The sequence below is a fragment of the Erythrobacter sp. SDW2 genome (genome assembly GCF_021431965.1).
In the GTDB taxonomy this organism is placed as follows: domain Bacteria; phylum Pseudomonadota; class Alphaproteobacteria; order Sphingomonadales; family Sphingomonadaceae; genus Parerythrobacter.
In genome coordinates this window covers 2,510,944-2,532,831 of record NZ_CP090370.1, presented here as the reverse complement: position 1 = coordinate 2,532,831, position 21,888 = coordinate 2,510,944, and the positions used below count along the sequence as shown (strand labels likewise).

19 protein-coding genes and 1 tRNA gene are annotated in these 21,888 nt (G+C 65.4%); 10 read left to right on the top strand and 10 right to left on the bottom strand.

What is annotated here, in order from left to right:
• Positions 1 to 126 precede the first annotated feature (126 nt).
• The 5 genes from LY632_RS12390 (at position 127) to LY632_RS12370 (ending at position 4,594) form a co-directional block, all read left to right on the top strand.
• Complete coding sequence (locus tag LY632_RS12390; RefSeq protein WP_234091434.1) at positions 127 to 1,164, top strand: hypothetical protein; 1,038 nt, start codon at positions 127 to 129, stop codon at positions 1,162 to 1,164.
• Between the two features lie 89 nt (positions 1,165 to 1,253).
• Positions 1,254 to 1,329 (top strand) — tRNA-Ala (locus LY632_RS12385).
• Positions 1,330 to 1,506: 177 nt separating this feature from the next.
• Positions 1,507 to 2,562: a GTPase ObgE gene (gene obgE, locus LY632_RS12380; protein WP_234091433.1), complete on the top strand. Its 1,056-nt coding sequence runs from the start codon at positions 1,507 to 1,509 to the stop codon at positions 2,560 to 2,562.
• A complete protein-coding gene (gene proB, locus LY632_RS12375) occupies positions 2,547 to 3,689 on the top strand; it encodes a glutamate 5-kinase (RefSeq protein WP_234091432.1) in 1,143 nt (380 codons plus the stop codon). The genes obgE and proB overlap by 16 nt, the downstream gene beginning before the upstream one ends.
• Positions 3,686 to 4,594: an NAD(P)-dependent oxidoreductase gene (locus LY632_RS12370; protein WP_234091431.1), complete on the top strand. Its 909-nt coding sequence runs from the start codon at positions 3,686 to 3,688 to the stop codon at positions 4,592 to 4,594. Before proB ends, LY632_RS12370 begins: the two co-directional genes overlap by 4 nt.
• A gap of 124 nt (positions 4,595 to 4,718) precedes the next feature.
• Here the strand turns inward: LY632_RS12370 and LY632_RS12365 are convergent, their stop codons facing one another.
• The 9 genes from LY632_RS12365 to LY632_RS12325 form a co-directional block, all read right to left on the bottom strand.
• On the bottom strand, positions 4,719 to 5,477 hold the full coding sequence (locus LY632_RS12365; RefSeq protein WP_234091430.1) for a phosphoadenylyl-sulfate reductase: 759 nt from the start codon (positions 5,475 to 5,477) through the stop codon (positions 4,719 to 4,721).
• Positions 5,470 to 5,934, bottom strand: a complete 465-nt coding sequence (locus LY632_RS12360; protein ID WP_234091429.1) for a DUF934 domain-containing protein — start codon at positions 5,932 to 5,934, stop codon at positions 5,470 to 5,472. Before LY632_RS12360 ends, LY632_RS12365 begins: the two co-directional genes overlap by 8 nt.
• Positions 5,927 to 7,600: a nitrite/sulfite reductase gene (locus LY632_RS12355; protein ID WP_234091428.1), complete on the bottom strand. Its 1,674-nt coding sequence runs from the start codon at positions 7,598 to 7,600 to the stop codon at positions 5,927 to 5,929. Before LY632_RS12355 ends, LY632_RS12360 begins: the two co-directional genes overlap by 8 nt.
• A gap of 1 nt (position 7,601) precedes the next feature.
• Positions 7,602 to 7,898: a DUF2849 domain-containing protein gene (locus LY632_RS12350; protein ID WP_234091427.1), complete on the bottom strand. Its 297-nt coding sequence runs from the start codon at positions 7,896 to 7,898 to the stop codon at positions 7,602 to 7,604.
• Positions 7,895 to 8,680: a uroporphyrinogen-III C-methyltransferase gene (gene cobA / locus LY632_RS12345; protein WP_234091426.1), complete on the bottom strand. Its 786-nt coding sequence runs from the start codon at positions 8,678 to 8,680 to the stop codon at positions 7,895 to 7,897. Before cobA ends, LY632_RS12350 begins: the two co-directional genes overlap by 4 nt.
• A gap of 134 nt (positions 8,681 to 8,814) precedes the next feature.
• A complete protein-coding gene (locus tag LY632_RS12340) occupies positions 8,815 to 10,062 on the bottom strand; it encodes a mechanosensitive ion channel family protein (protein WP_234091425.1) in 1,248 nt (415 codons plus the stop codon).
• Complete coding sequence (metC, locus tag LY632_RS12335; protein ID WP_234091424.1) at positions 10,059 to 11,318, bottom strand: cystathionine beta-lyase; 1,260 nt, start codon at positions 11,316 to 11,318, stop codon at positions 10,059 to 10,061. Before metC ends, LY632_RS12340 begins: the two co-directional genes overlap by 4 nt.
• Positions 11,270 to 12,124 carry a sulfurtransferase gene (locus LY632_RS12330; RefSeq protein ID WP_234091423.1) on the bottom strand — a complete coding sequence of 285 codons (855 nt, stop codon included), beginning with the start codon at positions 12,122 to 12,124 and terminating at the stop codon, positions 11,270 to 11,272. The genes metC and LY632_RS12330 overlap by 49 nt, the downstream gene beginning before the upstream one ends.
• Before the next feature lie 37 nt (positions 12,125 to 12,161).
• Positions 12,162 to 12,851 carry an LPXTG cell wall anchor domain-containing protein gene (locus LY632_RS12325; RefSeq protein ID WP_234093330.1) on the bottom strand — a complete coding sequence of 230 codons (690 nt, stop codon included), beginning with the start codon at positions 12,849 to 12,851 and terminating at the stop codon, positions 12,162 to 12,164.
• A 556-nt stretch (positions 12,852 to 13,407) separates the two neighbouring features.
• On the opposite strand from LY632_RS12325, the gene queF reads away from it, so the two are divergent.
• The 5 genes from queF to LY632_RS12295 all read left to right on the top strand — a co-directional run bounded on the left by queF (position 13,408) and on the right by LY632_RS12295 (position 20,485).
• Entirely contained in the window at positions 13,408 to 13,866 is a 459-nt protein-coding gene (gene queF / locus LY632_RS12315; protein ID WP_234091422.1) for a preQ(1) synthase, read from the top strand.
• Positions 13,867 to 14,043: 177 nt separating this feature from the next.
• On the top strand, positions 14,044 to 16,563 hold the full coding sequence (locus tag LY632_RS12310) for a TonB-dependent receptor (protein ID WP_234091421.1): 2,520 nt from the start codon (positions 14,044 to 14,046) through the stop codon (positions 16,561 to 16,563).
• A 132-nt stretch (positions 16,564 to 16,695) separates the two neighbouring features.
• The gene (locus LY632_RS12305; RefSeq protein ID WP_234091420.1) at positions 16,696 to 18,231 is read left to right on the top strand and encodes a tryptophan halogenase family protein; all 1,536 of its coding nucleotides are present in this window, start codon (positions 16,696 to 16,698) and stop codon (positions 18,229 to 18,231) included.
• Positions 18,228 to 19,589, top strand: coding sequence for a putative 2OG-Fe(II) oxygenase (locus LY632_RS12300; protein ID WP_234091419.1), 1,362 nt, complete (start codon positions 18,228 to 18,230; stop codon positions 19,587 to 19,589). The genes LY632_RS12305 and LY632_RS12300 overlap by 4 nt, the downstream gene beginning before the upstream one ends.
• Entirely contained in the window at positions 19,586 to 20,485 is a 900-nt protein-coding gene (locus LY632_RS12295; protein WP_234091418.1) for an ROK family protein, read from the top strand. The genes LY632_RS12300 and LY632_RS12295 overlap by 4 nt, the downstream gene beginning before the upstream one ends.
• On the opposite strand, the gene LY632_RS12290 is transcribed toward LY632_RS12295, so the two are convergent.
• Entirely contained in the window at positions 20,465 to 21,781 is a 1,317-nt protein-coding gene (locus LY632_RS12290; RefSeq protein ID WP_234091417.1) for a glycoside hydrolase family 32 protein, read from the bottom strand. The two genes, LY632_RS12295 and LY632_RS12290, sit on opposite strands and share 21 nt — an antisense overlap.
• Positions 21,782 to 21,888: the final 107 nt, after the last annotated feature.

Genomic DNA, 21,888 nt, shown 5'->3' with positions numbered 1-21,888 from the left:
TGCCCGGGGTGCAATTCGCACCTCGGGCATTTTCTTATCGCGGCAGTCGGATTAGGGAATTCGCTTCAGCCCCTGCTCAGCTTGGGGCTGCAACAGGGGATCGTGCCACTGGAGGGTTCGCACAGCATGATTGGCAGTATTCCGCATTCCGTTTGCTCGAAGTTGCGCCTTGCAGCGCTGGTGGCTGGCCTCGCCGTTCTGGCCGGCTGCGCCACTCCGCCGCCGCCGCCAGTCGTCGTTGCGCCGCCGCCGCCGCCGCCGCCGCCGGTCCAGCTGATCCCGGCGCGGCCAATGCCTCCCGGTGGCGCGGCACCAATGATGGCGCTCCCGGCGATGGGTCTCGACGGCAACCGGCTGACCATCAACACCGGCCTGACCGAGGCGCAGACGACGTGGAACCTGCGTTCGGCGCTCAATGTCGCTGCGCTCAATTGCGACGAACCGCGCCACGCCGGTATCCTCGACAATTACAAGGTGTTCCTGACCAAGTTCGAGCGGCCGCTCCGCAACACCAGCAGCAAGATCCTCGAGGAATTCCGTTCCAGATACGGGCGCAGCCAGGGTCAGAGCCAGTTCGACGGCTACATGACGCAGGTCTACAACTATTTCGCCCTGCCGCCTTCGCTGAACCAGTTCTGCGACGCAGCGCTGACGGTCAGCACGGATTCGACCGTCGTCGCTTCTGCCGATCTCGACAGTTTCGCTGCGCGTGCGCTGCCGCAGATTGAGGTGGTGTTCCAGGATTTCTTCCGCTCCTACGAGAATTACGAGCGCAACCTCGCCAACTGGACGGCGACCTATGGTGCGGATGCCGTGCCCGGGACGCCGGTGCCGGAGTGGGTGCGCAAAGGTTCGCTCGGCCCAACCCCGGGTGAGCAGGTTCTCTTTCGCGAGACTCCGCAGGGCGAGGCTTATCCGCCCTCGATCGGCACGGTCGAAGTCATGGCCATGCCGGCGGAAACCATGCCGCTTGAAACCGCGCCCGCATACACGCCTGCTCCGGCGCCCGAACCGGTGATCATTGCCGAGCTACCGGTGGTCGATCCCGGGGCGAGTGAAGTTGCGGCCGATCCGGCACCTGCCGAAGCGCCTCCCGTGTCGAGCGGCGGGGTTGTCTTCACCTCCGAGCCGGTAGTGCAGGCTCCGCCCGAAAAGGACGAATAGCGGCCACCGATCATGGGGCTTTGCATGCGCGGTGCTTTTCGCTAGATGCCCGCTCCTTGCTGCCGCTTGCGGCGGCACGAATACTGGACGGGGCCGTAGCTCAGTTGGGAGAGCGCGTCGTTCGCAATGACGAGGTCAGCGGTTCGATCCCGCTCGGCTCCACCAGTTTCCCGCCTTGGCGGGAAACTGGTTTTTTGTTTTCCGCACGCCAGCCGGCGCGCGATATCCTCGCTCCCTTGCGGTCGCTGCGGGCGCCCGGTCGGGCTTGCGGCGCTTTGCGCCGTTCTCTGCGCTCGGCCAACGGGCTGGCGCATTCTGATTTTCATCCTTAGTTGAGCGACCATGCATTTTCTGGATCAGGCCAAGATTTACGTCAAAGCGGGTGCCGGCGGCCCCGGAGCGGTCTCGTTCCGGCGCGAGAAGTACCTCCAGTATGGCGGCCCCGACGGCGGCAACGGCGGCAAGGGCGGCGACATTGTGTTCGAGGCCGTGTCCGGCCTCAACACGCTGATCGATTTCCGCTATTCGCAGCACTTCAAGGCCGCGCGCGGCGGGCACGGCATGGGCCGCGACCGGACGGGCAAGGGCGCGGACGATCTCGTCATCAAGGTGCCTGTCGGCACGCAGATCCTGTCCGACGACAAGGAAGAGGTGCTCGCCGATTTCACCGAAGTCGGCCAGCGCGTCGTCTTGCTCGAAGGCGGCATGGGCGGGCGCGGCAACGCCAGCTACAAGACCAGCACCAACCGCGCCCCGCGCCAGCACCAGCCGGGCATTCCGGGCGAGGAGATGTGGGTCTGGCTGCGCTTGAAGCTGCTCGCCGATGTTGGCCTGCTCGGCCTCCCCAATGCGGGCAAGAGCACCTTCATCAATGCCGTGTCCAATGCCCAGGCCAAGGTCGGTGACTACGCATTCACCACGCTGGTGCCCAAGCTGGGGGTGGTGCGCCACAAGGGCCGCGAATTCGTGCTGGCGGACATCCCCGGCCTGATCGAAGGTGCGGCAGATGGCGCGGGGATCGGTGACCGTTTCCTTGGCCATATCGAACGCTGCCGGGTGCTGATCCACCTGGTTGACATTGCCGGCACCGACCCGCTCGAAGCGTACGAGGTCGTCAATGGCGAGCTGGAGGCTTACGGCGCGGACCTGATCGACAAACCGCAACTGGTGGTGCTCAACAAGCTTGACCTCGCGGACGAGGAACTGGTCGCCGCCTATGCCGAGCAGCTGATCGAGGCGGGCGCGGAGGAAGTGTTTGCCGTGTCCGGCGCAACCGGGGCAGGGATCGAGCAGTTGCTCGATGCGGTGCTGGGGTACCTGCCCGATCGCACCGCGACGGAGACCAAGGCCGCGCCCGAAGACGATATCGAGAGCAGCGACGAATGGTCGCCCATCTGATCGGCGGCATGCCGGACCTGCGCGATCCCGAGACCTGCCCCCTGCTGGTGGTCAAGCTCGGCTCGGCCTTGCTGGTCGGATCGGACGGCGAGCCGCGCCGGGAATGGCTGACGGGGCTGATTGGTGAACTCGCCGCGATGCATGCGGCGGGGCAGAAGATTGTCATTGTCAGCTCGGGCGCGATTGCGCTGGGGGCGGCCAAGCTGGCCTTGCCCGAGCGCGGCCGGCGCAGCCTCGCCGATGCGCAGGCGGCGGCTTCGGTCGGTCAGATCGCGCTGGCCCGGCTGTGGTCGGAGGGTCTGGCGCAGCACGGCCTTATTGCCGCGCAGATGCTGCTGACACTCGATGATCTCGAAGACCGCAGCCGCTATCTCAATGCTTCGGCGACGCTCGAGCGCTTGCTGGAGGCGGGTGCAGTGCCGGTCATCAATGAGAACGACAGCGTCGCGACCGAGGAAATCCGCTTCGGCGACAATGACCGTCTGGCGGCCCGCGTGGGGCAGGCTGCGGGTGCCGACGCCGTCCTGCTACTGAGCGACGTCGATGGGCTTTATGATCGGCACCCGCGCGAGGAGGGGGCGCAGCTGGTGCCTGTCGTCGCGGCCATGGATGACACGATCCGCGCCATGGCCACCGCCGATACCTCGTCGGGGCTCGGTTCGGGGGGCATGGTATCCAAGCTGCAGGCCGCCGATATCGCCACCCGCGCCGGGGTCGCGCTCGCCATCGCCAATGGCACAGTGGAACAGCCCATCGGGCGCGCGTTGGGCCAAGGTATCGGCACGCTGTTTCGCGCGCAGTCCGGCGCAGGCGCGCGCAAGGGTTGGCTCGGCGGCCGGATGGCCCCGATGGGCACGCTCCGGGTCGATGCCGGGTGCGCGGCGGCGCTGGGGAAGGGCGCGAGCCTGCTTGCGGCGGGGATCGTCGGCGTATCGGGCAATTTCCGCCGCGGCGACCTGGTCAGGATCTGCGATCTCAAGGGCAAGGCGCTGGCGCAAGGGCTCAGCGAATATGCGGTGCACGAAGTGCAGGCGATCGCCGGCAAGCGCGCCGAGGATCAGGCGGCGCAGCTCGGCTACGCACCGCGTGCGGCGGTGATCCACCGCGACCATATGGTGCTGCTGTGATCGTAGCGATAACGGGCGGCACGGGTTTCGTTGGTCAGGCGCTGGTCGACCTTGCCGGGCAGCGCGGCGTCAAGCTGCGCTCGCTCGCACGCAAGATCCCGGCGGACCCCCGCGGGGTCGAGTGGGAGCCGGGCGATCTCCAGGACACCGATGCCCTGGCGAGACTGGCGAGGGGCGCCGAGGCCGTCATCCATATCGCCGGCCAGGTCCAGGCGCGCGATGTGTCCGAGTTCGAAGCGGCCAATGTTACCGGGACGCTGAATGTGATCGAAGCGACCCTGGCAGCGCGTGTGCCCCGTTTTGTCTTCGTTTCCTCGCTCGCCGCGCGTGAGCCCGAACTCTCCGCCTATGGCGCGTCGAAGGCGCGGGCCGAGAAGCTGGTAATGGCGAGCCCGCTCGACTGGAGCATCGTGCGACCGCCCGCCGTCTATGGCCCGCGCGACGGCGAGATGCTCGATCTGTTCAAGATGGCCAATCGCGGGATCGTGCCGATGCCGAGCGAAGGCCATGCCTCGATGATCCATGTCGGCGATCTGGCGCGGTTCCTGCTGGCGGTGCTGCCATCGGGCGAAGAGACAACAGGGCGCATCTTCGAGCCCGACGACGGCAAGGAAGGCGGCTGGGAACACCGCGAACTCGCCCGCGCCATCGGCTGGGCGGTCGGCAAACGCCCGATGGTCCCACGTCTGTCACGCGGCATGCTCGATCTCGCGGCGAAAATGGACGGCGTGCTCCGAGGGGATAGAGCGAAGCTGACGCCCGACCGGGTGGGCTACATGTGCCACCCCGACTGGGTCTCGAGCGACGAGGCGAAGCCGCCGAAATCGCTGTGGAAAGCAAAAGTCCCAACCCGCGAAGGCCTCAAGGCGACAGCGCGCTGGTATCGCGACAACGGCTGGCTTTGAGCCGAGGATTGACTGCGGGGTCTCTCCCGCCCCGTCATTGCGAGCGAAGCGAAGCAATCCAGCGCGGTTCGTACGAGGACTCTGGATTGCCGCGCTGCTGCGCTCCTCGCAATGACGCGGCGAGTTAAAGGAACGGCTCCTCGCCCGGCTTGTGGATGCCGCATTCGGTCTTGTCCCAGCCGGCCCAGCGTCCTGCGCGCGGGTCTTCGCCGATGGCAACGGGCCGCGTGCAGGGCGAGCAGCCGATCGAGGGGTAGCCTTGTGCCACCAGCGGGTGGCGGGGCAGGTCGTGCTGGATCATGTAGCCTTCGATCTGGCTGGCGTTCCAGTCGATCAGCGGGTTGATCTTGAGCCGGCCCTGCTTGTCGGAGGTATCGACTTCGAACCGGGGCAAGTTGGCGCGGGTGCTGGACTGGAACGCCTTACGGCCGGTGAAGGTCGCGTCATAGTTCACCAGCGCGCGGGCCAGCGGTTTGACCTTGCGGATCTCGCAGCAGCCGTCCGGGTCATAGGACCACCGCAGCCCGCTCTCGTCGCGCGTCTCCAGCTCGCCGAGGCAAGGGTAGAGATTGACGAGGTTCTTGAGCCCGATCGCCTCGACCAGCTCGTCACGATAGGCCAGCGTTTCGGGGAAATGCTTGCCGGTCTCCAGGAACAGCACCGGCACGCCCGGATCGACCTGCGCGATCAGGTGCAGCAACACCGCACTCTCTGCGCCGAAGCTTGAGACCACCGCCAGTTCGCCCGCAAGATTGTCGCGGATGACCGATTCCAGCATCTCCTGCGTACTCGACCCGCGGAACATGCGGTTGAGCCGCACCGCGTCATGCTCGCTGAAACGCGGGCCGGTGTCGATGCGGTCGATTGCGCGCACTTCATTCATGGCGCAACTCGGCGATCATCCGGCGGCCATCGGCGGCGCGCTGGTACTCGTACGGCCAGCGCGCGAAGGCGGCCTCGGCGTCGTCCTCGTCGATCGGCGTATCGGGCGCAAAGCTGTCGAAGCCGCAGCGGCGCATATAGCCGATCTGGTCGACCAGCACTTCGCCCACCGCGCGCAGCTCCCCCTTGTATCCTGCTTCACGCAGGATGCGGGCCGAGGAATAGCCGCGCCCGTCGCCGAACACCGGGAAGTTGACTTCGACCAGCCGCAGCCGCTCCAGATGCGGGATCAGCGCGCGGGCATCGTCGCCCGGCTCGATCCGCACCGCGGCGGCATTGGATTGCTCGAGGAAGGCATCGACCGTTACCTGCGCATGGTCCGCCACCTCGTCGTCGCGGAAACGGAACTGCACGTCGTCCGGACTGGTGCCCAGAGCCGAAGTGGGCTGCTCAACCATATAGCGCCTCCTTGAACGGATCCATGCCGATGCGGCGGTAGGTGTCGAGGAAACGTTCCCCCTCCTGCCGGTTGGCGAGATAGACGTCGGCAGCGGTCTCGACCGCATCGACGATGCCGTTTTCGTCGAAGCCGGGGCCGGTGATCTTGGCCAGCGACGTGTCCGCCGCCTCGCTTCCACCGAGCAACAGCTGGTAGTTCTCGGTGCCTTTCTTGTCGACGCCGAGGATGCCGATGTGGCCCGCATGGTGATGCCCGCAGGCGTTGATGCAGCCCGAGATCTTGAGCTTGAGCTCGCCCAGCGCGGCGGTTTTTCCGGTTGCGGCGAAGCGCTGGGAGATCTTCTGTGCCACCGGGATCGAGCGGGCGTTGGCGAGGCTGCAATAGTCGAGCCCCGGGCAGGCGATGATGTCCTCGATCGTGTCGAGGTTGGGGCTGCCGAGGCCTGCCGCCTCCAGTTCGGTCCACAGCGCGTGGAGATCGGCGATCTTCACATGCGGCAGGACGATGTTCTGGGTGTGCATCACCCGCAGCTCGTCGAAGGAGTATTTCTTCGCCAGCTCCGCCATCAGGTGCATCTGCGCCGCGCTGGCATCGCCGGGGATCCCGCCGACCGGCTTGAGGCTGATGACGGCCGAAACGTAACCTGGCGCCTTGTGCGGATGGGTGTTGTTCCTCACCCACTTCCCAAAGCCGTCATCCCAGCGAAAGCTGGGATCGTTCCCGGCCTTGCGCTCCAGTTGCGCCAGATCCCAGCTTTCGCTGGGATGACGGAAATCTGGTGAAGCGAAATACGGCTTGATCCGCTCGAGTTCCGCCAGCGGCGGCTCGATGCCTTGGCTGAGCAGGTGGGCAAATTCTTCCTCGACCTGGCGGGTGTATTCCTCCGCGCCCATTTCATGGACGAGGATCTTGATCCGGGCCTTGTACTTGTTGTCGCGCCGGCCGTGGCGGTTGTAGACCCTGAGGCACGCCTCGGCATAGGTCACGAACTGGTCGAGCGGGACGAAGGGATTGATGCAAGGTGCGACCATCGGGGTTCGGCCCATGCCGCCGCCGACGTAATAGGCCGCGCCCAACTCGCCCGCTTCGTTGGCGACGATCTGGATACCGATATCGTGCAGCCGCATCGCCGCCCGGTCGGTATCGCTGGCGATGACCGCGATCTTGAACTTGCGCGGCAGGAAGCTGAATTCGGGGTGGAAGCTCGACCACTGGCGCAGCAGCTCGGCATAGGGGCGCGGATCGACCAGCTCGTCCGCGGCTGCTCCGGCAAAGTGATCCGAACTGATGTTGCGGATGCAATTGCCGCTGGTCTGGATCGCATGCATCTCGACCTTGGCCAGATCGGCCAGCAGGTCGGGCGCTTCTTCCAGCTTGATCCAATTGTACTGGATGTTCTGCCGCGTTGTGAAATGGCCATAGCCCCGATCATACTTGTCGGCGATATCGGCCAGCGCATGCATCTGCCGGCTGTCGAGCGTGCCATAGGGGATGGCGACGCGCAGCATATAGGCGTGCAGCTGGAGATAGAGCCCGTTCATCAGCCGTAGCGGGCGGAACGCGTCTTCGGGCAGCTTGCCTTCGAGGCGGCGGCGGGTCTGGTCGCGGAATTCCTCCACCCGCGCGTCGACCATCGCCTGGTCATAACTATCGTACTGATACATGTCAGATCACCCAGTTGCCGGCATCGGGATCGGCGGGTTTGAGGGTCAGGTCGGGGCGGACGGTCGGTCCGAGCGCGCGGACCCGGTCCTTGATATGCGCCGGGCGGACGCCCTTGTCGGTCCGCTCTGCCTCGATCGCGTAAGGCATGTTGACGCGGCGGGCCGATTCCTCGCGCGCGATGATCTCGTCGGCGCGGTCACCCACATCGACGGCGTGGTCGACATGCAGCGACCAGCCGGTGCCGTCCCACCAGGTCACCGCGCCCGATTTCAGATCGTTTCCGGTCAGGATCTTCATTGCATCGCCTCCACGGCCAGCGCCGCCAGCTCTTGGTCAGGGGTGGCAAGGTCGTCGCCAGATCGGGGGCGTGCGACGACCTCGCCGATCACGATCAGGGCCGGGGTAGTGACCCCATCTCGCGAAACCATATCGGGCAGCGCCGCGAGCACGCCGCGTAACACCCGCATACGCGGACGCGCGGCATTCTCGATCACCGCCACCGGCATGTCGGGGGCGAGCCCGTCACCCATCAGCTTCTCGGCAATCTGCGGAGCGGTCTTGAGACCCATATAGATCACCAGCGTGCGGTCCTTGCCGGCAAGGCCCGACCAGTCTTGCTCGGAAAGCCCCTTGCACTGGCCGGCGACGAAGCTGACGACGCTGGAGGCCTCGCGGTGGGTCAGCGCGATCTGCGCGGCGGCGGCAGCACCGTTGGCGGCGCTGATACCGGGGACGACCTCGACCGGAACGCCGGCGGCATGGGCGGCTTCGGCTTCCTCGCCACCGCGTCCGAAAATGAAGGGATCGCCGCCCTTGAGCCGCACCACATCGCGGCCACCCAGTGCTTCGCGCACCAGCAGCGCGTTGATCGCTTCCTGCGGCATGGTGTGCTTCGACCGGCTCTTGGCGACCGAGATCAGTGTCGCATCAGGACGGGCCATGGCGAGGATCGAGGTGTCGACCAGCCCGTCATGGACAACAAGATCGGCCTGTTGGAGCAATCGTGCCGCCCGAAGCGTCAGCAGGTCCGCGTCACCGGGACCCGCGCCGACGAGATAAATAGTTCCAGCCTGTGTCATAGCCGCCATATTCGGCACTGTGGCCCGAAACGGCTAACCAGAATGACTGGCAGGCTGGGTAGTTTCGATTTTGAAATCGGGACTTGTCATACAGGTAGGGATCATTTTGAAACCGACGCTACCCGATCGCGAAGCTAGTCTTTGCGGTCGGTGTCGACACGCTGGGCGATCGCGGCGACCAACTGTTCGAACTCCTCGTTGCCGCGCAGGTTGATGTCGCGCTGCGGGAACGGAATCTCGATCCCTTCCTGCTGGAACAAGTCCCACAGGCGCTTGAGCACGTCGGAGCGGACGTTGCCCACCCCTTCTTCGGGATCGGAAATCCAGCAATGGATGACGAAATCGACCGAGCTTTCGCCATATTTGTCGAGCCATACCACCGGCGGCGGGGTCTGCTTGACGCGTTTGGCGTCCCTCGCCGCCTGCAGCATCAACTCCTCGGCACGCTTGATATCGCAATTGTAGCTGATACCGACCGGCACCTGGATCCGCACGTTCTTGCTGGAGTAGGACCAGTTCTCGACCTGGTTGACCATCAGGTTTTCGTTCGGGATCAGATATTCCCGCTGGTCGCGGGTGGTGATCGAAACCGCCCTTATACCAATCCGGCGGATTTGCCCGAAGGTCGATTGCCCGGCCTGGTCTGCAATTGCGATCACGTCGCCGGGCTTGATCGACTTGTCCATCAGCAGGATGATTCCCGCGATGAGGTTGCCGAAGGTCTTCTGCAGGCCGAAACCGATGGCGAGGCCGAAGGCGCCGGAGAACACTGCGAAAGCAGTGAGGTCGATGCCAAGAAGGTCGATGCCGAGGAAGAATGCCGCGACCCAGACGATGATCGTGATGATCTTTTCCGAGAGCAGCCTTTGGGTCTCATCGAGTCGTGTGGCACGGGCCACGAGGACCTTAATCGCCTTGGTGGCGAACCATGCCCCCACCACGATCACCAGGACGATGGCCGACGCAAACAGCACATCCCAAAGCGAAATGCGCATGTGCCCCATCTGAATCGCCATACTGTCGAGTGTGTCGACCATGCTGCCGACGGTCTGGCTCTTTTCCGACACGGCATCCCTGACGCCGTCGGCGGCCGCAATCGGATCGCTGGTTTGGACCGGCGTAGGTGTTGGGGTGGGCGGGACTGCGGCTATCGCTGCCACGGGGTCGCCGGTCTCAGGGTCGACAAGCGGCTTGCCTGTGGCAGGATCGAGGAAGGTCGTCGGCTGCTGCACCGGCACGCCCATCATCTGCTCGCCGGTTTCAGGATCGAGCAGCGGCTGGCCTGTGGCCGGATTGACCAGCGGGACCGCTTCCGGCGTGGGCACGGGGCCGGGCGTGGCTGTCGCGGCGTCTGTGGCGGGCACGGGCGAGGCGGCGGTCATACAGACTCCATGGCGGCAAAGGCGCGGGAAAGGTCGGCGATCAGGTCAGCCGGGTCTTCCAGCCCTATCGAAAGTCGAACGCCGAGCCGGTCTTCATTGTTCCACGAAGCTGGCGGCCATGGGGTGGCCGAACGGATGTCCGCCGGGTCGAACGGGATGACCAGGCTTTCGAACCCGCCCCAGCTGTAACCGATCCCGAACAGCTCGAGAGCATCGACGAAGGCCGCACGCCCGGCCTCGGTGCCCCCCTTCAGGACGAAGGAGAGCAAGCCGCAGCCACCGGTGAAATCGCGCTTCCACAAGGCGTGCCCAGGAAAACCGGGCAGTATGGGGCACAGCACATGTGCGACCTCCTGCCGGCTCTCCAGCCAGGTGGCAATTTCACCCGCCGTCTCCGCCTCCCGATCCAGCCTGACCTGCATCGTGCGCAGGCCCCGCAGCATCAGCGCGGCATCGTCGGGTGAAACGACATTGCCCATCTGCTGGGCTGTCCGGCGCAAGCGCCTGTAGAGCCGCTCGTCGCGTGCGCTGGCCGAGCCCATCATCACGTCGGAATGGCCGGAAACATGCTTGGTCAGCGACATCAGCGAGATGTCGCAACCCCGCTCGAGCGCGGGGAAGCCGAGGGGGGACGCCCAGGTGTTGTCGAGCAATGTCACTGCGCCCTTGTCACGCGCGATGGCGGCGAGGGCGGGGACATCCTGCACTTCCATGGTCAGGCTGCCGGGACTTTCCAGCATGACCGCCTTGGTCCGCTCGCAGAACTTGCCCGCAAACCCCTCGACATCGAGCGGATCGAAATAGCGCGGCTCGACCCCGAAGCGCTTGAGGATGCCGCTGGCGATATTGCGGGTCGGCTCATAGGCGTTGTCGGTCACCAGCAGCACATCACCCGGGCGCAGCACCGCCATCAGCGCCTGCACGATAGCCGCCGTGCCACTGGGGTAGATTACCGTGCCGAAGGCGCCGGGCTCGATCTGGGTCAGGGCCTCGCACAGCGCCCACTGCGTCGGCGCGCCACGACGACCGTAATAGAACTGCCCGTCGGCATTGTTGCCCTGTGCTGCCTTGCGATCGGCCTCGTTGGCATAGAGATGGGTGCTGGCGCGCCATATCGGCGGATTGACGACCGGCCCGGTCCATTCCTCGCGCCGCCCGGCGTTCACCAGCCGGGTGCCGGTGCCGCTGTTCTCTGGAATCTTGCCGCTCAGTGCGCTTCTCCTGTTTCCTTGGGCGTGGCCGGGTCTGCGCCCCATTCCGACCAGCTGCCGTCATACAGCGCGACGTCGGTCTTGCCGATCAGGTGCAGGGCAAAGACCAGTACCGATGCAGTCACTCCGCTGCCGCAACTGGTGACCACCGATTGCGAAAGGTCGAGCCCTGCCGCTTCGAACGTCGCGCGCAGCTCGGCGAGGCTGCGGAATGTGCCGTTGGGGTTGAGCAGGCTGGTGAAAGGCACGTTGCGCGCGCGGGGGATGTGTCCGCCCGGCAGGTTGTGGACCGTATCGACTGTCGCGCCGGTAAAGCGGCCCTCATCGCGGGCATCGACGACCTGCTCGGTGCAGACCGCGCAATTGGCAAGCACCTGGTTCTTGTCACGAAGGATCGCGCGGTCAGCGACGAGGGTGATCGATAGTCCGGGCTCGGCACCTTCGACCGGCACATCATTTTCCAGCGGACGGCCTTCATTGCGCCATTTGCCGAGGCCCCCGTCGAGCACTGCCACCTGCTCGAAGCCGAAGACCTTGAGCAGGAACCATGCCCGGCACGCGCTCCGCAGCGCGGAATCGTCATAAAGGATGAGGCGGCTGGAATTGGTTACGCCCAGCGCAGTGAGCCGCGTTTCCAGCCGCGCGGCGTCAGGGACCTTGCCCGGCATCGAGGACTGTGGGTCATGCAGTGCAGCCAGATCGAGGAAGCGCGCGCCCGGCAGGTGGGCCGCCTCGAACTCGGCACCCGCGTTCCTGCCGGTGCCGGGCAGATGCAGCGAGGCATCAAGCACAACGAGATCGTCAGCGCCCAGTTCGCCTGCCAGCCAGTCGGTCGATACAAGCATCTCCATCGCCCCCGGCGTAGCGAGGCGCGGCGCGCGCGTCCAGCTAGCCGAGCGGCCGGGCGTCGATCTCGTTGAAGGTCTGCGGCGGTGTGTCGAGCCGGAACGGCTGCAATCTCGCGCCTGCCACATTGGCGGACTTGCCGACCACGAAGGTGAAGGCCTTGGCCGCGGCACCAGCGGCCGATGCCTTGAGGCGGACCAGCGGGATGTAGATGGGGATATTGCCCTGCCGGATCGGGCGAATGTTCCGTAGCTCGAGCCGCATCTCGCCGGTAAAGCTCTTGCGCTGGCCGGCTCCGAGGTGATCGAGTTCGTGCAGTGCCGGGAGAGCAGTCAACGCATCGGCCAGTTGCTCGCTGATCGGAGCCTGACCGTGGGCGCTGGCGAGGTCGCCTTCGAGCTTGATGTTGCGGATTGCATCGGAGGCGCGGTTGCTGAGCGTCACGCGATAGGTCAGCGTTGCCGCCATCATGCTGCGGGCAAGTCGGACCGCATCGACCTCGACCTTGAGGTAGCGCAGCAGATCATCCGGTGCGACACTCTGGCTGTTCCCGCCGACAACCGGGCGAACGATCTCCGGCGGTGCCTCGGTCGCATTGCGTCGCCGCCAGAACAGCAGGCCTCCAGCAAGAGCAGCCAGCGCGGCACCGATCGCGGCGATCCACCACCAGGCGGGTAATACCGGGCTGCCCGCATCGGTCGCGGCGCCGGACGAGGGGACCGGTGACGCCATGGTCGGCGATGCCGGAAAGCCGGGAGCCGAGGTGCTTTCCGGTATCGGAGTGACTTCCTGTGCTGCCCCGGCGTCGGCAGAATCTTGCGGCGAGGGCCGTGGCTGTCCGGCTGCCACGGATGGTTCCGGGCGAGGCGTCGGTCTCGTTGGGGGAGCGGTGGTCGGGCGTACGACGGGGTTCTGCGTCGCTGTCTCCGCAGGTGCGGGCGTTGGCGTCGGCGTCCGGGCCGGCGTCGCGGTCGGGATCGGGCGGGGTGGGATAGGGACTACGCCGCTATCGTCGACCGGGCCTTGCGCGCGCGGGGTCGGCGAGGGTGACGGATTGGGCGGCAGCCGAAAATCATTGACCGATTGCGCCGCAGCGGGCGCTGCAACCAGCGTGGTCAGGCCAAGGGCCAGCAGAGGCAGTGTGAAACTTTTGCGCATCATTCGATCGAAAGGGGAAAGGGCTGTCCAATTGGCCAGTGCCAAAGGTAGGCGGCGCTGAATAGGCTCTGAATCGCGCCAGTCCAACGGCCAGCTTGTGCTTTGCGCGAGATAACGGCAGATGCGCGGCATGAGCGACACACCAAGACCTCAGTTCCTCGGCCAGCAGACCCCGCTGCCCGCATCTCCCGAAGCGGCGGTGCTGGACTATGTCCCCAATCCGCGCCCGGGGGCGCTCTACCTGGTGCGCTTTGCCGCGCCCGAGTTCACCTCGCTGTGCCCGGTCACCGGGGCGCCGGATTTTGCGCATCTGGTGATCGACTATGCCCCGGGCGAGACAATCGTTGAATCCAAGAGCCTCAAGCTGTTCCTCGGATCGTTCCGCAACCACAACGGTTTCCACGAAGACGTCACCGTGGGAATCGGCGAGCGGCTGGTGGCAGAGATGAAGCCGAAGTGGCTGCGCATCGGCGGATACTGGTATCCGCGGGGCGGCATCCCGATTGACGTGTTCTGGCAGACCGGCCCCGCGCCCGAAGGGCTGTGGGTGCCCGACCAGGGGGTCTCCGGCTACCGCGGGCGCGGCTGACGCTTCTTCTCTCCAATCGAATACAGATCGGTTCGTCGTAAGAAAGTTGCCTTATGGAGCACTTAAGCAATCGATTGTAATTTACGATTGCAATCGATTGCGTAATTGTTACAAGACCCTCGACTCGGGGGCTGCGCCAGGCGCGGGATACCCGGTGTTTCAGGAGAGGGATTGCAGATGAAAGCCACCTACCGCACTTGTGTGTCGGCGCTCGCGCTCGGCGTTGCGCTGCCTTTTTCCGTTGCTGCTTCGGCTCAGGATGCCGACGCCGATGCCAGCGTCGATGCGACCGGCCTTAACGTAATCGTCGTTACCGCTGCGGCGGGTAACCAAACCCAGCTTGAAAGCTCCATCTCGGTCACCGCGATCGATGATGCGATCATCCAGAATTTCCAGCCGCAGTCAGAAGCGGAAATCTTCCGCCTGCTGCCGGGCATCCAGACGCCGGGTACTTCCGGTCCCGGTGGTAACGCCAACATCGCTGTGCGCGGCCTTCCCGTCGCCACCGGCGGCGCGCCTTTCGTGCAGCTGCAGGAAGACGGCCTGCCGCTTGTTCTCTTTGGCGACATCCAGTTCGGAAACAACGACTACTGGACCAAGTTCGACACCACCACCGCGACGGTCGAGGCGGTTCGCGGCGGTTCGGCGACCACCCTCGCCAGCCAGGCACCGGGCGCAGTCATCAACTACATCAGCCACACCGGCGAGAAGGAAGGCGGCCTGGTCCAGCTGACCAAGGGTGTCGACTTCAACGATACCAAGCTCGACTTCCGCTATGGCGGCGGGCTGGGTGAAGACCTCTATTTCCACGTCGGCGGCTATTTCCAGCGCGGCAAGGACCCGCTGGGTGTCGATTATACCATCAACGACAGCATCCAGGTAAAGGGCAACCTGACCAAGGAATTCGGCGACGGTGCCTCGTTCCTGCGCCTGTTTTTCAAGGTCGCCGATACCCAGGGCATCAACTACACCGGGGCCCCGGCGCTGGCGAACTTCTCGGGCGGCAAGGTCACCGACATCCGCGCCTATCCGGGTTTCGACGGTCGCAGCCAGACCAATTACTCGATCTACAACCAGAACCAGCTGATCCTGAACCGCCAGGGTGTGTTCGAGCGTGTCGGCATCGACGGCATCTCGACCGACCAGAAGTACATCGGGGCGCAGTTGCACTGGGAATTCGGTGACAACATCACGCTCGACAACCGGGCGCGCTATTCGGACGTCTCGGGCAGCTTCTCCTCACCGTTCCTGAACATCGCCACCCGTGGCAGCGTGATCGGATCGACCGTCAACGGCGCGACCGTGGCACAGATCCGCTACGCCGACGGCCCGCGCGCCGGTCAGGTCTTCACCGGGGCACTGCTCGACAACAACGTCAACGTCACCACGAACATCCGTGATCTGGGCGCCTTCGTGAACGACCTTGTCCTGACCGGCGAATTCGATGTCGGTTCGATGGTGCTGACCGCACGCGGCGGCTTCTTCTACATGGACCAGACCATTGCGATGGACTGGCATGTCAACAAGTCGACCCGCGAACTGAGCGGCGACAATCCCTCGCAGCTCGACCTTTTCGATGCGGCGGGCAACCAGCTCACCTATCAGGGTATCTCGGGCTACAACAACAACTGGGGCAGCTGCTGCGCCCGCGACTATGACCTGGGCTACACCAACACCGCGCCTTACGCGCAGCTGGTGCTCGATGGCGACCTGTTCAACTTCGATGCTTCGGTCCGGTTCGAGCGTGTTGCAGCCAGCGGTTACACCATCGCCGGGGGCAACACCTTCCTGGTATCGCCCGATCCCAGCCGCCCGAACCTGCGGATCGAAGCGATCACGGCCAACGGGACGCGCGAACAGCTCGACTACAGCCGCAGCTACACCAGCTGGTCGGTCGGCGGCCTGTTCAAGGCGTCGAGCGATGTCTCCGTCTTCGCCCGCGCATCGCGCGGCGGCCGTTTCAATGCCGACCGCCAGACCGTGGGCGGCAAGATCGCCAACGACGGTTCGCTATGCACCGGGGCGCAGGCCCTCGCGGGAGCGAACGGTTGCGGCGCTGACGGGGTCACGCCGTCGGTCGACTTCGTCAACCAGTACGAACTGGGCGTAAAGGCCCGCGGCGGTCTCGCCGGTGGGGACTGGACCGCCGAACTGACCTTGCTCAAGGGTGACTTCAGCCAGAGCACCTTCGAACTGTCGGCCACCCGCTGCCCCGGCGGTGCCGGTGGCTGCATCATCGACAGCAACTACAAGTCGAAGGGCTTCGAATTCTTCGGCACCTATCGCAATGGCGGCCTGCTGTTCGTGGCCAACGCCACCTACTCGGACGCCCAGCGCAAGCTGTCGGGTGCGGCCAACTACACCCAGGCACCGTTCATTCCGGACCTGAGCTACTCGCTCTCGGCTTCGTACGACTTCGGTGACCTGGCGACCTTCGGCCTCTCGGCCACCGGGCAGACGAGTGTCGTGGACGATGCGCTGCGTTCTTATGAAGGCAAGACCACTTTCAATGCCTCGCTGCGTGTGAACCCGCTGGACAACCTCCAGGTCGGCCTCAACGTCTACAATTTGTTCAACACCTATGACCTGCGCGGCAATGGCGCGACCCTGGTCAACGGCGGGGTAACTCCGGCTATTGTCAGCGGCACGCCGGTCCCCGGTCGCAACGTCAGCGCATCGATCCGCCTGACGTTCTGAAGTTGAACGACTGACGCGATTGTGCGCGGCGATGGGAGTCGCGCCGCACATCCTCCCGGCGGTCCCCACCGCCACCAAGGGGGCCGGTGGTTCAGTCTACCGGTCCCTTTTTTTCGTCGCTAAGGTTTGGGCATGACGGATACAGCACAGGACCGGGCGATCCGGTCGATCCTGGTGGTCGGCGGCGGCTCCGCCGGCTGGATGACGGCGGCGGCACTGGCCAATGCGCTGCCCAAGGGGTGTGCGATCACTCTGATCGAATCCGAAGCCATCGGCACCGTCGGCGTGGGCGAAGCGACCATCCCGCCGATCCGCACCTTCAACGCCATGCTGGGCATCGACGAGCGCGAGTTCATCCGCGAGACGCAGGGCTCGTTCAAGCTCGGGATCGAATTCGTCGACTGGGGGGCACTGGGCACACGCTATTTCCATCCCTTCGGCCCGCACGGCAAGCCGATGGACATCCGCGACGTTCACCAGCTGTGGCTGCAAGCGCGGCTGGCAGGGGAGAACGCGGGCGATTTCGACGAGCTGTCGATGGCGTGGCAACTGGCCAAGGCTGGCCGCTTCACCATTCCGAGCCCCGACGGGCGCAATGTCCTATCGACCTTCGACTATGCCTTCCACTTCGATGCCGGGCGCTATGCCCGCTATCTGCGCGCATACTCGGAAAAGCGCGGCGTCACCCGGGTCGAGGGCAAGATCGCCGATGTCGCGCTCGATGGGGAAAGCGGGTTTGTCCGCTCGGTCACGCTCGAGGACGGGCAGGTGCTGGAAGCCGAGCTGTTCATCGACTGCTCGGGCTTTCGCGGGTTGCTGATCGAAGGCGCGCTCGGGGCCGGATACGAGGACTGGACCCACTGGCTGCCGTGCGACCGCGCGGTGGCTATTCCGTGCAGTCACGGCACCGGCGAATTCACGCCCTATACCCGCTCGACCGCGCGCGAGGCGGGCTGGCAATGGCGCATCCCGCTGCAGCACCGGATCGGCAATGGCTATGTCTATTGCAGCAAGTTCATCAGCGACGAGGATGCGGAGCAGACGCTGCTAGCCAACCTTGATGGCGAGCCGCTGGCGCAGCCCAACCGGCTGCGCTTCGTCACCGGCATGCGGCGCAAGTTCTGGGACAAGAATGTCGTCGCCATCGGCCTGTCGAGTGGCTTCATGGAGCCGCTGGAATCGACCAGCCTGCATCTGATCCAGGCCGGGATTTCCAAGCTGCTGGCGCTGTTCCCGGACCGCAACTTCGATCCGATGGTGCGTGACGAGTACAACCATATCGCCCGCACCGAATACGAACGCATCCGCGACTTCCTGGTGCTGCACTACAAGCTCACTGCGCGGGACGATTCCGAACTGTGGCGGTACTGCCGCGACATGGACATCCCGGAGACGCTGGCGTTCAAGATCGAGCATTTCCGCCGCTATGGTCGCCACATAGCCCGCGACATGGACCTGTTCGGCCCGCCGAGCTGGCATGCGGTGCATATCGGGCAGGGCAATATCCCGGAGGCTTGCGACCCGGTGGCGGGCTATCGCGAGCAGGCTCCGGGCGAATGGCTTGGCCGGCTCAAGGCTGCGATGGTCGCCGAGGCGGCCAAACAGACCACGCACCAGCAATTCATTGACCGGCATTGTAAGGCTCCGGGCAAGGCCCCGGCGGTGTGATCGCTGCCGTGGCGCAGGAAACTGTTCCGGAACTCGTCGCCAAGGCGCAGGCGGCTTACGCCGCGCAGGATATGGCCACCGCCTGCGCCGCCGTTGACGCCGCCATCGCGCAGATGCCGGACAGTCCCGCACTCGCCTTCATGCAGGCGCAGTTCCATTGGGAGGGCTGGTTCGAGGCCACGCCCCTGTTCGAGCGCGCTGCGCTGCTCAATCCGGGCCGGAGGGACGTGGTGCGCAACGCCGCATTGGCGCTGGCGTCCGAAGGGCAGGGTGAGCGGGCGATGCGGCTGCTCGACGGGATCCTCGCGCGCAATCCTGCGTGGATCGAAGGGCACGATACCCTCGCCACCCTGCGCACCACGGCGGGCGGGGACGACCCGCTGCGCAGCTTTGCCGAGGCGGTCACGCGTGAGCCAGGCAATGCCGCATTGAAGCAGGCCTGGTTCCACAAACTCGCGGCGGCAAAGGATTGGGAGGGTGCGCGCAAGGTGCTCGCGCTGGGCGAGATGCCCTTGCTCGGCCTGTGGCTCGATTGCGAAAGCGGTGCGGCAGGCAGCGATCCGGCGATCTTCGCGGACTACCAGCGCTCGAACGATCCGGGGCTGGTGCTGCTGCAAGTGCGGCACGCCTTGCGCCATGGCGATCCTGCACGGGCGCTTTTGCTGGCTGAGGGGCAGCTTGGCACGCCCCACGCCGGACAGTTCTGGCCCTATGTGAACCTGTGCTGGCGGCTGACGGGTGACGAACGCGCCGATTGGCTCGAACGGGACTTTGCCCGCGCCATCGATCTCGACCTGCCGCAAGCCATGCTGGCCGATCTGGCAGTATTCCTGCGCGGCCTGCACCGCATGGCGGCCCCCTATCCCGAACAATCGGTGCGCGGCGGCACGCAGACCGAACGCAACCTGTTGCTGCATCACGATCCGCTGATCGGGCAGCTGCGCAGCAAGATAACCGAGGCGGTTCGCGGCTGGCGTGACGGCCTGCCCGACGATCCCGTTCATCCTCTCCTTTCGCGCAAGCCTGATGCCATCCGTTTCAGCGGCAGCTGGTCTGTGCGGCTGGCGGGTGGCGGGCATCACAGCGCGCACACCCATCCGCACGGCTGGGCGAGCTCCGCGCTCTACATTGTTGTGCCGCCCGAGACCGGGCGCGACCATGCGGGTGAACTGGCGCTGGGCATGCCGCCCCCCGAGCTGGGGCTGGGCCTTGAACCGACGCAATACATCACGCCGAGACCTGGGCATCTGGTGCTGTTTCCCTCGACGACATGGCACGGCACTGTGCCCTTCGAAGGCGAGGAGCGGCTTACAGTCGCCTTTGATGTGGCGCCGGCAACAACAAGGAGTACCAGGTGAGCGAGCCATTGATCGGTGCGGTCGAAGCCGGGGGGACCAAGTTCGTCCTCGCCGTCGCGCGCATGGACGGGACCATCGTGGCGCGAGCGCGGATGGACACACGCACTCCGGCGGAGACTTTCCCTGAAATGTCCGCGTTCTTTGCGCAGCATGGACCGCTGGCGGGGATCGGCATCGCCAGCTTCGGGCCGATTGATATCGACCCGACCTCTCCCGACTACGGCACCTTCACCACCACCCCCAAGCCGGGCTGGAGCGGGGCACGATTCCACGATGCGCTGGCGAGCCTCGGCGCGCCGATTGTGGTCGATACCGATGTCAACGGCGCGGCGCTGGGCGAATGGCTGGCGGGGGCAGGGCGAGGCTGCGAGACGCTTGCCTATACCACCGTCGGCACCGGGATCGGCACCGGCGTGTTGCACAAGGGGGCTTCACGCGGCGGGATCAGCCATCTTGAGGCGGGGCATGTGCGCCCGCCGCGCGATGCGGCGCGTGATCCCTTTGCCGGGCGCTGCCCGTTCCACGGCGATTGCCTCGAAGGTCTCGCCAGCGGACCCGCGATCATCGACCGCTGGGGGGCCTCGCTCGACGAGATGGCCGCGCGCCAACCTGATGCAGTCCCGCTCATCGCCTCCTACCTCGCCGATTTCGCCGTCACGCTGGTGCTGATGCATATGCCCGACCGGCTGATTTTCGGCGGCGGAGTGATGAAGGCCCCGGGCCTGATCGAGAGTCTGCGCCAACAGGCCGAGGTCAAGCTGGCGGGCTATGTGCAGCATGCGCGGCTCGATCCGGGCTTGGCAAGCTACATTGTCGCGCCGGGCTTGGGCGACGATGCCGGGATCACCGGTGCGCTGGAGCTGGCGCGGCGCGCCTCAGGCCAGCGCGGCGGTTGAAACAAACTGGGGTTGGTCGGTTTCCAGCGATAGGTGCGGGTCAGCCGGACGGTGCTGGAAACCGGCCGCGCCCGTGCCATCAGGGCTCAGCACTTCAATGGTCTCGCTATCGAGCCAGAGCGACAGGCCTTCGCCATCGCGGCGCCGGAGTTCTGCGTCCTGATCGAGGAAGGGCAGGGCGGTGTCGCGGCGCTGCAGCAGCCAGCGGTCACCTTCGGCACGGATGGTAAAGCGGCTGGTGCCGCTGTCGGCAAGGCTCAGGGCACCGGAAAACGCGGCGGAGAGTTCGATCCGGCTGGCCATCTCGGCCATCCCGTCCGTCGCCAGCGCCCCGAAGTCCCCGAACAGGCCCGCCACGCTCGGCTCGACCTGCTGCGCCAGGCGCAGCCCGTCCGGTGCTTCGAGCAAGCCCATTCGCCGCGGCGTGCTCATCACTCCGCGCCAACCTTTCCTGCGGAAATGCTTCTGGTAGGCATGGTTGCCCATCCAGCCGATCCAGGCCGGGCGGCCTGCTGCATCGCGTGGGCCGTTCCAGGCGATGGCAGCATAGAAATCGCGGCCATGATCCACGACCTGCCATGGCCCGTCAGGGGTGAAGGTATGACCGTCGAAATCGCCCGTGAGGTAAAGCGCGCCCGCGCCCGGCGCTCCGTTCAGCGCATCGACTTTGAACAGCCAGCGCGACTGCCCGGAGCCGCAGATCGGCAGTTCGACCAATGTCGGGCATTCCCACACTAGGCCCGGCGCGTCGCGTGCCGGGATTTCCGAAGCCAGCGTCCATCGCAGCAAGTCGGCCGAGCGATAGATCTGCGCCCGCTGCTCGTTGGACTTGACCACCACCATCACCCAGCTCGCGCTCGGCTCGTGGCGGAAGACATAGGGATCGCGGAAGTCGGCCATGCCGAGGTCGAGCACCGGGTTGCGCGGATAGTCGGTCCAGCTCGTGCCGCGATCGTTGCTCCATGCCAGCGCCTGCGCCTGATGCTGTGGCTCGCCCGTCGCGGCAGCAGTGTAGAGCGCCACCATCACGTCGCGTCCAAAGCCGGCGGTGCCAGCCCGGTCCATCACGGCGCTGCCTGAAAATACCATCCGGCGCTCGTCATCGAGTAGGGCAGGGGCGAGCTCGTCCCAATGTGCCAGGTCGCGGCTCACCGCGTGGCCCCATGACATATGACCCCAGTCCTCGCCTTGCGGGTTGTACTGGTAGAACATGTGCCAGCAATCGCCATCATGGACGAGGCCATTGGGGTCGCTCAGCCAGTTGGCCTGCGGGGTGTAGTGGTAATGGGGGCGCACCCTGATCTCCTGGCAGCGTGATTCACTTGGTACGATGGGGGCGATAACCTCCTTACAATCGATTGCAACATAAGAGGTGTCTTTTTGGGCAAGTTAGGTTAGGCAAG

Excerpts from the sequence above, each read along its gene's own strand:
- queF (WP_234091422.1), top strand. The coding sequence starts at position 13,408 with ATGAGCGACACACCAAGACCTCAGTTCCTCGGCCAGCAGACCCCGCTG.
- LY632_RS12360 (WP_234091429.1), bottom strand. The coding sequence starts at position 5,934 with ATGGTTGAGCAGCCCACTTCGGCTCTGGGCACCAGTCCGGACGACGTG.
- LY632_RS12365 (WP_234091430.1), bottom strand. The coding sequence starts at position 5,477 with ATGAATGAAGTGCGCGCAATCGACCGCATCGACACCGGCCCGCGTTTC.
- LY632_RS12325 (WP_234093330.1), bottom strand. The coding sequence starts at position 12,851 with ATGGCGTCACCGGTCCCCTCGTCCGGCGCCGCGACCGATGCGGGCAGC.
- metC (WP_234091424.1), bottom strand. The coding sequence starts at position 11,318 with ATGGGGCGCAGACCCGGCCACGCCCAAGGAAACAGGAGAAGCGCACTG.
- LY632_RS12350 (WP_234091427.1), bottom strand. The coding sequence starts at position 7,898 with ATGAAGATCCTGACCGGAAACGATCTGAAATCGGGCGCGGTGACCTGG.
- proB (WP_234091432.1), top strand. The coding sequence starts at position 2,547 with ATGGTCGCCCATCTGATCGGCGGCATGCCGGACCTGCGCGATCCCGAG.
- obgE (WP_234091433.1), top strand. The coding sequence starts at position 1,507 with ATGCATTTTCTGGATCAGGCCAAGATTTACGTCAAAGCGGGTGCCGGC.
- LY632_RS12310 (WP_234091421.1), top strand. The coding sequence starts at position 14,044 with ATGAAAGCCACCTACCGCACTTGTGTGTCGGCGCTCGCGCTCGGCGTT.
- LY632_RS12330 (WP_234091423.1), bottom strand. The coding sequence starts at position 12,124 with ATGGAGATGCTTGTATCGACCGACTGGCTGGCAGGCGAACTGGGCGCT.
- LY632_RS12340 (WP_234091425.1), bottom strand. The coding sequence starts at position 10,062 with ATGACCGCCGCCTCGCCCGTGCCCGCCACAGACGCCGCGACAGCCACG.
- LY632_RS12355 (WP_234091428.1), bottom strand. The coding sequence starts at position 7,600 with ATGTATCAGTACGATAGTTATGACCAGGCGATGGTCGACGCGCGGGTG.
- LY632_RS12390 (WP_234091434.1), top strand. The coding sequence starts at position 127 with ATGATTGGCAGTATTCCGCATTCCGTTTGCTCGAAGTTGCGCCTTGCA.
- LY632_RS12305 (WP_234091420.1), top strand. The coding sequence starts at position 16,696 with ATGACGGATACAGCACAGGACCGGGCGATCCGGTCGATCCTGGTGGTC.
- cobA (WP_234091426.1), bottom strand. The coding sequence starts at position 8,680 with ATGACACAGGCTGGAACTATTTATCTCGTCGGCGCGGGTCCCGGTGAC.